A 10,372-nucleotide genomic window follows, 5' to 3' on the forward strand; every position below is an offset into this window, starting at 1 on the left:
TATATTCAAGAGCAAGGTCGTTAGGGCTTACATCCCCTAGCCTAAAGGCGTAGGGTTTTTACGCCCATCCTTATAAAATTGCTCTTTATATTTCATGTTAATTTAGCTCCAATTGTGCAATTTCTTGCAACGTATCTGACACGGTAAGAATTATTGCCTGTTTATTTTGGTAACAATGTAGTGCTAAATCCTTGAACGTAGATGGAAGTTGAATCGTATCATCTGTTTTCTTTAGAACTGATTGTGGTTGATTCTGATTCACATCTACCCACAAATTATATTCCTCATCTTTTCCAATTTTCTTTAAACGAACCAAAAATCCTTCTGTACCCTTTACAAGTATTTTATAATCTTTGCCATCCTGTATAAATGAACTTATGACACCACGAATCTTGTACATATTTTTCTCCTCCTAAAAGTGAATATGAAGGATTTCCCTATTTTTTTCCACACGGTTCTATAAAATAAGGATTTCCGTTCAGTTATTTTTATATTTAATATGAAATCAAACAGAAGTTGAAAACCTAATAAATATATATTTTCGACAAAATTCCTTATATTTCCTGCAAAATCTATCAAAACGATTATCCGAAATGTCAATGAAGGGGCAGCAGTGAAATGCAACACAAGTTATCGAGCTAATGTTTTGTACACCCGAACAAGATTGCTACGTTAAAACTCTTTCAAAATCTAATCCTCATGTTCAATCGGTTCCGGCTTAATGGTTATAACACTTTTCATATCGCTATATGATTTCGATTTCCTATTCTTCTAATTATTTTCTTTCTATACATCAGTAATAATTAATATATTTTTTAAATGTAGTATCAATGAAATTATGGTTATTTATTCCACCTAATGATTTTAAATTGTCAATTGCATCAGGGTAATTTGGACAATACTTTATAGCATTCAAAAAGTGTTTCATAGCATTTTCAGTGTCATTATTAAACCCATATATCTCACCTAAAAAATTTTCTACTATATGATCTCTAGGTACAATACGAGATAAGAATGTTATCACTTGTTTATAATTCTTATTAATTATATTTCCAATTCCAAATATAAAATCTTCTAAACCTGTGTTTTTTACTCCCGTTGATAGATATAGTGCCTCATTTATCCAAGTTTGTGCTTCTCTATGCATGCCCCTTCTATATAAATAATAAGAGACAATAGTTTTAGCCCTAGCCATATTAAAATTTTGACTATATTTTTCCCATTCTAGTTCAGGTAATAATTTCTTAAGTGAAATTCCTTTCAAAATGGAGTTTACATGAGCAAATAAGGTGTCATAATTATTGTTATTTGTTGAATTATTAGCATGTCTTCGATATAGAAGTAACGGCTCAGCCACATGTAGAGTATTACTGTTTCTTAATACATTTAAAACAAATTTTGTATCTTCTCCAATTTTTAATTTAGTATCAAATCTGTTACTTCCAACAGTCTCCTTTTTATAAATTATAGTTGGATTATTAAAGGGAGTACCGATTTTAATAAAGTATCTTAATAATTTGTCTTTCTCAATATTTTTTGATTGCCAATAACCAATTGGATTATCCATTTCATTTATTAGTAGCATATCAGAATGGACAGCACCGATATTATAATTATCAAACTGCTTTAATATTAGTTCAAATCGATTTGGAACGGATAAATCATCAGAATCATGGAATGTAATAAAATCACCTTTTGCAAAATCTAGCCCTTTATTTCTTGCATCAGCCACTCCCGTATTTTCTTGAAAAATATATTTTATTCTTGCATCCTCGAAGGATTTTATTATATTTTCGCTACTATCTGTTGAACCATCATTTACAATAATTAGTTCAAAATTTTTATATGTTTGATTTAAGATACTTTCTATTGTCTTACGTAAGAATTTTTCTGAATTATAAACTGTTAATATAACACTTAATTTTGAGTTTGTTCCCATTACAGTGTGATCATTCTGATCATTTTTTAACTTTATATGACGCTACTTCTTTATATAGATTTTGTAATTCAAATAAAATATTGTCCCAATTAAATTTACTAGCTATGGATAGACCATTAGTTATTAACTTTTTCTTTAATCCGTTACTTCTTAAAACCTTTACTATTTTTTTATAAATTTCGTTTGAATCACCTATTTTTGTCATCAAAACATTTTCATTATCTTTGGCATATTCCAACACCCCGGTATTTTCAGTAGTAACTACTGGACAACCACACGCCATCGCTTCCAATACTGGAAGTGAAAAAGATTCGTAATATGATGCAGACACAAATAACGATGCTCCACTGTATAGTTCTGCTATTTTACGTTGCGAAGGATTTACAAAAAATTCATCAACTTCACTCACATAATTATTTGGTGGAGTAGTTGGTGTTATCCAAAACAACCTTATATCTCGTATTTCGTTTTTTACTTTTTTATAGGCTTCAATTATGTGATCTATTCCTTTGAATTTTATCTGTGCATCACCCATCATTAACATATAAGGTGTGTTCTCAGAACTAGATTTTTTGTCCACATGATTAAATATATCTGTGTCAACCGCATTATAAATTACCTTCGACTCTCGATTATAAACAGCTTTTATTATCTTTGCAGCCTGATTAGATACAGTAAGGATAAACTTTGGAAGTTGATATTGTTGATAAATAAATTTCTTTAAGTTTTCATCCATATTTTCATAATCAAACAAATGAAAATCACCTTGTTCAAAGTAAACAACTGGTGCAATCTTTGTATCTATACAGGATTGAATATGGTCCCAATAGGTTGCAACTATTACATCACACTCCGGAATACCCGTAGTTAGTTCAACATCAAAGGGTACTTCGATATAATTAGCTTCAACAGGATACCACGTTGGCTTAGGAAAGTGGCAGACTAATGAAACTTTGACTCCCAATTTTGTAAGTCTATTTGCATGTTCAAGTATAATCTTTACACCACCGCAAATCCCTACATGAGTCAACATATATACAATGTGCAACCTTTTGTTAAATTGTTGTTCATCTTTCAATACCAAATCTTGTTTTTTTGCAAATTTACTGTTTTCAAGCCTTTTTTTCATTTCTTTTTGTCGTAATATCGTTTGTGCCTGATGAACTTTCCCTTTAATTTCATTAATAAGCTCTTTTTCATGAGTTAAATATAGTATTTTTTTATACAAGTTAATTGCTAATACCATATAGCCAGCCTGTTCATGAATATATGCTAAATTATAAAGACAATCCACATGGTTAGGATCGATTTCAAGTCCCTTTTCTAAAACTACTTTTGCCCTATCAAGTTGTTGCATATTAATCAAAATTACTGCCTTTATAGTATACAATTCAACATGAGAAGGAGCTGATTTTAAGAATTCATCAACAATGGTTAAAGCTTCCTCATAAAGTTGATTTGAAAGTAAATTCTCAATATCCTTTTTTAATTCCTCAATTTCCTTCTTTCGATTACTATCAATATTTTTTTGACTTTTTTCATATTGAACGTAACGTGGGGCAGCATTTTTAGCTATTTGCTTTTCTATTTTTTTAAGTTTCGTTTTGGCATTTAAACTTAAATATTTCATTTTACTGTTTAAATGATTTATAACCGTTTCCCAGCCTAAGACATTTGCTTGTTTTAATATGGATACAAACAATTCTTCTTCAAATTCATCAAGTTTTTTGTGCTTTTTATTAAATAATACATGAAATAAATTATTAATGCTCTTGTCAAATTTTATATCGTAAAGCATTTTTTGATATTCCTGACTTTGTAATTCAATTGTGAGAATAATAAAATCAATAATAGTGAAAATACCTTTTGTAAGTAAGGAGTATATTTGAGATGGTGATTTTTCAGCTATTATTTTTACAACTTCATTTGTATTACCATCTAAGCATAAATTTTTTATGAACAAGGCTTCTTTCTCATCTATTGATAACTCCGATTCATCTAAAAGTGATCTTGTTAATTTTTGGGCATTTAAATCAGGAACATCAAGTAAAATCTTTATCACTCTTTGTGGTGTGATATTATTTTTCGTTAATAAATTATTATTAAGAAACTCTGTAAGTTCATCAAGTGGGGAATGTTTTGCTAATAGATTTATTAGTTTCGACCAAACATAGTCATCTGCATCATTAATTGATAAAGCACGAGAATAATTATGGACCGCTAAGTGCAATTCATTTTCACTCTCATAAATTTCTCCGAGTAATTTATAAGGTAAATACTCTAAAAAGTCGTTACTTGAATCAGCTTTTAATTCATTTTTCTTCCTTAAAATTTCTTCAAATACTTCTTTTGCGTTTTCATAATCTTCTTCATCAAAATGGATTTTCCCTCGGTAAAACTTAAAATCCACAAGATAAGGATAGATTTGTTCACAAGAATCGATAATTTCTAATGCTTCCTTATTTCTATTCGCCTTATGTAGAGTATTCACCAAGCGTAGTAATAATTTTTTTACCCAGTCCTTGTTAAGATCATCCTTTAATTGAAACCCCTTTTGATAATATTTTATTGCCTTATCCAAATCCCCTAATTGATCATATTCATTCCCAAGAAAATAGTAATCAATAGGTTCCTTTTCTTTCTTCTTTTTTAACAGGGTTAGATTTCTGTTTGACTTTTCCTTTTCATTGATAATATTTTTCATATAACCAGAATGATATATTTGAAAGTCAGAAAAGCCTCTTCTTTCTTTGGACTCCTTGTGCTTCAGTAATTCATGAATACTTCTATAATAGCTTATGAGTCCATCATTTTTGTAAAGTCTTTCATGGTAATTTAACGAAGTATCTTTACCATTTATGCCAACAAAGTTCACTATTTGAACGGCTAAAATATTATAATCCGGTGGGTTATTTTTTAAATCCTCTTTAAATTTGATAAAACTATCACGATCTACAAATTCATCTGCATCAATGACAAAGATCCACTCCCCAGAAGCTTTTGATGCAGCAAAATTACGTGCTTTTGAAAAATCATCTTCCCATGTATAATCGAAAACCATATCTGTATATTCAAGGGCAATATCCTTCGTTTTATCAACTGAACCAGTGTCGGCAATAATTATTTCATCTGCTATTCCTTTTATTGAATCAAGGCATCTTCTTAGTAGATTTTCTTCATTTTTCACTATCATACAAATTGACAAAAAAGGTTTCATCAGCTGGCACTCCTAAGTAAAAATTTTTATCTAAAAAAAGATCGTATAAAATGGAATATACGACCTTTTTTTAGATAACCTATCCCCAAAATGGAGATAGGTTCAATTATTATCGTAGTAACTGTAAAACACTTTGAGGCTGTTGATTGGCTTGAGCGAGCATTGCTTGAGAAGCTTGAGCAAGAATAGAATTCTTCGTTTGCTCCATCATTTCCTTCGCCATATCGACGTCTCTAATACGAGATTCTGCTGCAGTTAAGTTTTCAGACGCATTGTCAAGATTTGTAATTGTATGCTCTAAACGGTTTTGCATAGCTCCTAGATAAGAACGTCCAGAAGATACCGTTTCAATTAGTTCATTAATGCTAGTGATTGCAGCTGCTGCACTTGCTTGGGAACCGATTGATGCGCTTTGTGCAGTAGAAACAATATCTGTTAAATTCACCCCAGAAGTTGTAAGGTCAAGATTGATAACATCGCCTTCATTTGCTCCAACTTGCAATACTAAACTACCGGAAGAGTTAACAGCACTTGATGAACCTTTGAACAGATCTTGAGTATTGAACGTTGATTTTTCTTTAATTCTCTCTAGTTCTTGAGTTAATTGTGTAAACTCATCATTTAATGCAGTTCTATCAGCTTCAACGTTAGTATCGTTTGAAGATTGAACAGCTAATTCTCTCATACGTTGCAGAATGGAATGTACTTCATTTAGTCCACCTTCTGCTGTTTGGATTAAAGAAATACCATCTTGAGCGTTTTTAGAAGCCATGTCCAAACCACGAATTTGACCCCGCATTTTTTCAGAAATTGCTAGGCCTGCAGCATCATCTCCTGCTTTATTAATACGAAGACCAGAAGATAATTTTTCCATTGATTTCGATTGTGCAGTATTTGCAGCATTCAATTGACGATATGTGTTCAGAGCTGCGATGTTGTGATTAATACGCATAAAAAATTCCTCCTTGAATTTTATTGCTCACGTCCTTGTGAGCCGTGATTTTTCAGAGCGTTCAAGGTCGGCCGCCCTCGTTCGCCCTTACATTTCTTATATCGACAAAAAACGAAAGGTGTTTAGCCTTTCGTAAAATTTTTTCTATTATTTTTGGGACTTTTTGATTAGTTCCAGGATATTCGTCGTAGTCGTTGCGGCTTGCTTGTTTTCCTCTTGAATTTGCTCATAAATTTCTTTTCGATAAACTTCTACCGTTTTGGGTGCCTCAATGCCAATCTTGACTTGATCCCCTTGGATGGAAATAACTTTGATCTCAATTTCATTCCCGATTTGAATCGCTTCTCCTTTTTTCCTTGCCAAAATTAACATCGAATCACCCCTTTATCGAGTCAGGGGATTCGATAAACAACGGGTGTTTTGTTTTGTAAGATTCGTTGTTTAAAATCACCTGTTTTGCTTGGTTATTTTTTGTATTGATGATAATTGGTGCTTGAAGGTTAACGGTTGATTCTTCAAACGGCTCTTGAAGGGTTAAAATATTAAATACTTTGACATCTGTTGCAGACTCTATATCCAATTGTTTAACGATCATATCTTCCACAGTAAAATCATAATCTTTATAAAAGATAAACGGATTGGTAATGACAAAAGCAAGCTGCGGCGTCCGAACGGATTGCATGACAAAGTAAATTCCATCTTCTGTTAATGGTAAAATAATAAATTCCTGTTCATTCAAAAAACCGGGAATACCGTTTTCAAATTGAATAATATCGGTTTCCTCTATCGTTATTTCACCATGATATTTTGTTTGGATGTTCATATATTCACCTACTATTTTATATGGATAAGGTACACACTTACCAAAAACCCCAAAAGGTGCACATACAGAGCAATTTTAACTTACAGTTACCGGAAATCCCCATCCTCTTATCCAATTATACCGTTTCACTAAATAGATTTACAAAATCAATTTTTAATGAGTTTTTTTGTTCTAAATATACATGTACCTTTCCCGGTGTGTAGTCATGAAGCGGTTTTTGAAATTGTGTGTGAATAATCGGTTTCTGTGGTGTTGCTTCAATATTTACTTTTGCCGGCTCGTAGTTAATCTTTACGCTTCCGGGTGAAGGAATCCAACCGATCGTTAACCGGGCTTCCGGTTTATAAGCGTTTTCGATGGCATGAGACGGGAACGGGTTTGTCTTATTTTCAATTCTCATCAGGTCATCGCCTTGCCGAACTCTTCGGGCAGTTCCCTCCATAGCAATCCGTTTTGCGTCTTCAGTATTTTCCGCAACTAATCGGGGGATGGTCTTAAAACCAAGATCAGCCCGGGCCTCTGTTTGGTCAATGATAAGCCGTCCGGGAACGGTTTCGATATTCACGACTGCTTTCGGCTGTTCGATTGATTGAATAGCTTTCGGTTGTTCAATTTTTTGGATTGGCTTTTCTATATGTAAACCGATTCGTGCTGAAGTTGATTCAAGTCGGATTTGTGGAAAGTTCATTCCCCGACACACCTCCTTAAAAAGAAAAGCTATCCCCAGTCAGATAGCCTTTCCATACTCCCATACGTGTTATATCAAATTTAATACAGCCATTATCTTAAAAAGTCAACCAGGGACGGTTGGATAATTCTGGCACCGACACTAAGTGCGGCCCGTTGAACTGATTCTTGGGTAATCAACTCTGTAATAACTTTTTCAATCTCAACGTCTTCATTTTTCGACATGATTTCAGTTGCAATCGTTTCTTGAGAAGAAAGCCGGTCTTTCATCATATCAACCCGGTTCTGTTTTGCACCGACATCGGCTTGAATTTTTAAGAAATGGTCGATTTCGCTATCAAGGGTATCAAGAAATCCGCTAATATCAGTATCACTTGCCGTTTTATCTTCTAATTTACTTTTAAGAGAATCTAATGTGTTGAAAACTGATTTAAATAATTCGCTTCCCTTTGTATTTACATTAAGTTTTATCCCGTCAAAGATTTCCAACTCAATATCACCATCAGAAAAGTTACCAGCTGCTGGTGCTTTGTTTGTATTCTCTCCGTTAAAAATATATTTTCCACCGACTTGTGTTTGCGCTATGGTCTCTAATTGTTTCTTCAACTGGTCCACCTCAACGGCAATCGCTCCTCGCTGTCCTTCTTCATATGTTCCATTCGATGCTTGCACAGTCAGTTCACGTATTCTTTGAAGAACTTTCACTCCTTGAGAAATTGCATCATCGGTGGAATCAAGCCAGTTAGTTGCTTCACTGATGTTTCGACTGTATTGTTGTACTTTATTTAAACTGTCACGATAGCCAAGGCCAAGCATGGCAACAACCGGATCATCCGATGGCCTCGTAATCCTTTTTTGTGTTGTAAGTTGATCTTGGAGTTTTCCCATTTTATTATAATTGTTGCTCAAGTTTCGTAGCATATTATTGGATAACATGGATTGGGTTACCCGCATATCGTTCACCACCTTTGTTAAATTTAACTTAAGGGCCTCTCGTATTTTTGCCACTCCGGCTTCCGATTAAAAATACCTTTATCTGCCAACAACACCCATCCCATTAATGATTTTATCGAGCATTTCATCAATGACCGTAATCATCCGTGCTGATGCGTTGTAGGCATGTTGAAAAGTAATCATGTTTGTCAACTCTTCATCCAATGAAACACCGCTGACAGATTGCCGGTTGTATTCAACAGAATCAACCAGTACTTGTACATTTTCCATATTTGTATTGGCACTTTGGGCTGCGACACCGAGTTCACCAATCATTGCAGCATAATAAAAGTCAAACGTTCCTGACATATCATCCGGTAACGAAACGGAATAATTGCTAAAATCCTTTGATTTCAAATCTGCTAGTTCAAAAGCAATTTCATTATCCCCGGAATTATCACCGGGTGTCTTTGCAGCCGCAATATTTGTCGGGTCTTTGATTATATCATCGCGTACTTTTATAATTTGAGCATAATTAATCGTTTCATCATAGTCCGTACTGCCGCCTAAATCAAAAAACTCCCCGGCCGGATCGGTTTTATCTAATCCATATCCTTGTTGATGAATATGATTAAATTCACTTGCAAAAGCATAGGCAAGTTTGTTCAGTTTTTCCATCATTTCCGGGTAATAGCCTTTGACTTTCCCATTCGCATCAATATATCCATAACTTTCGATTAATCCCTTTAGTTTACCTGAAAAATTCAAGTTGTCCAATGTAACACTTCCAACTTGTACAGACTGGACATTTCCTTTTAAGGGGGGTGCTTTTACACCATTTTCAGCAGTTATTGATAATTCATTTTGCTGGGTCGCCCCGGTGGTCGTATCAACAGTAAGTAATTGAGCCCCTGTGCCAAATGAGGTTCCGTCTTTTTGGACAAGTTCAATTTGATATAAACCGACAGCCGTGGGAAGTGGTTGTCCGTACTGGGTCGGTTTTACTGCTGTTACTTTCACATTAACTAGACTCGATAGTTGATCAACGAGCTGATCACGTTTGTCATATAAGTCGTTCGGTAACATCCCGTGGGGTTCGACACTGGCGATTTGTTTATTTAACTCGTCAATTTGCGAAACGATTGTATTAATATCTTTGACCGTCACATCCATTTCACTGCCGAGGTCCTTTTTTATGCCATCCAAGGAATTGTAATAATAGTTGAATGTTTCAGCCACCATTTGTCCTTGAGATGCCACAACTTGCCGTGTCCCCAGATTTTCTGGATGATCAGCTAAATTTTGCAAAGAACTCCAAAACTTACTCATAACATTTTGTAATCCGCTATCCGATGGTTCGTTCATAATATCTTCCATCTTTGCCAGAGCACTGCTGAGCGAGCTGTAATAACCCAGTTTCGTATTTTCTGAACGATATTGCACATCGAGAAAGCTTTCTCTAATCCGCTCGATTGTTCCTGCCTGAACTCCGGTACCAAGCTGTCCGGGAATTTGCGGGCGATTCAGTCCGGCACCGGGAAATGGTTCCGCTGTCGCAAAGCTGACTCGTTGTCTTGTATAACCCGGTGTATTGGCGTTTGCGATATTATGTCCGGTTGTATATAGTGCCAATTGTTGGGTGGTCATGCCGCGTTTGGCTGTTTCTAAACCATGGAATGTTGATACCATTTATTTCATCCTCCGTTCTATCAAGAGGTTTCACACTCTTTTTATCCCTTTGAAAACTTGGGTGGTTAATTTTATTTACTCAACTTTCGCAGTCCAAAATCTTGTTTAAATGCTTGATGTAAATGGTTTTGG

At 34.4% G+C, this 10,372-nt stretch carries 9 protein-coding genes; all 9 read right to left on the bottom strand.

The genetic code is table 11. The annotated features are described in order from the left end of the window. Positions 1 to 97: 97 nt before the first annotated feature. The 9 genes from LIZ98_RS15200 to flgK all read right to left on the bottom strand — a co-directional run bounded on the left by LIZ98_RS15200 (position 98) and on the right by flgK (position 10,240). Complete coding sequence (locus tag LIZ98_RS15200; RefSeq protein ID WP_108898716.1) at positions 98 to 400, bottom strand: hypothetical protein; 303 nt, start codon at positions 398 to 400, stop codon at positions 98 to 100. Between the two features lie 393 nt (positions 401 to 793). Continuing rightward, positions 794 to 1,939 (bottom strand): glycosyltransferase, encoded by a 1,146-nt coding sequence (locus LIZ98_RS15205; RefSeq protein WP_227140142.1) that lies wholly within the window; start codon positions 1,937 to 1,939, stop codon positions 794 to 796. A gap of 19 nt (positions 1,940 to 1,958) precedes the next feature. Then, positions 1,959 to 5,156, bottom strand: coding sequence for a glycosyltransferase (locus LIZ98_RS15210; protein WP_227140143.1), 3,198 nt, complete (start codon positions 5,154 to 5,156; stop codon positions 1,959 to 1,961). Positions 5,157 to 5,265: 109 nt separating this feature from the next. Next, positions 5,266 to 6,108 carry a flagellin N-terminal helical domain-containing protein gene (locus LIZ98_RS15215; protein WP_227140144.1) on the bottom strand — a complete coding sequence of 281 codons (843 nt, stop codon included), beginning with the start codon at positions 6,106 to 6,108 and terminating at the stop codon, positions 5,266 to 5,268. Positions 6,109 to 6,255: 147 nt separating this feature from the next. Next, a complete protein-coding gene (gene csrA / locus LIZ98_RS15220) occupies positions 6,256 to 6,480 on the bottom strand; it encodes a carbon storage regulator CsrA (protein WP_227140145.1) in 225 nt (74 codons plus the stop codon). A gap of 4 nt (positions 6,481 to 6,484) precedes the next feature. Then, positions 6,485 to 6,931 (bottom strand): flagellar assembly protein FliW, encoded by a 447-nt coding sequence (gene fliW, locus LIZ98_RS15225; protein ID WP_227140146.1) that lies wholly within the window; start codon positions 6,929 to 6,931, stop codon positions 6,485 to 6,487. Positions 6,932 to 7,046: 115 nt separating this feature from the next. Next, positions 7,047 to 7,619, bottom strand: a complete 573-nt coding sequence (locus LIZ98_RS15230) for a DUF6470 family protein (protein ID WP_227140147.1) — start codon at positions 7,617 to 7,619, stop codon at positions 7,047 to 7,049. 92 nt (positions 7,620 to 7,711) lie between these two features. Continuing rightward, positions 7,712 to 8,572, bottom strand: a complete 861-nt coding sequence (gene flgL / locus LIZ98_RS15235; RefSeq protein WP_227140148.1) for a flagellar hook-associated protein FlgL — start codon at positions 8,570 to 8,572, stop codon at positions 7,712 to 7,714. Positions 8,573 to 8,650: 78 nt separating this feature from the next. Next, positions 8,651 to 10,240, bottom strand: a complete 1,590-nt coding sequence (gene flgK, locus LIZ98_RS15240) for a flagellar hook-associated protein FlgK (protein WP_227140149.1) — start codon at positions 10,238 to 10,240, stop codon at positions 8,651 to 8,653. Positions 10,241 to 10,372: the final 132 nt, after the last annotated feature.

The organism is Caldibacillus sp. 210928-DFI.2.18 (assembly GCF_020554505.1).
GTDB lineage: Bacteria > Bacillota > Bacilli > Bacillales > Caldibacillaceae > Caldifermentibacillus > Caldifermentibacillus hisashii.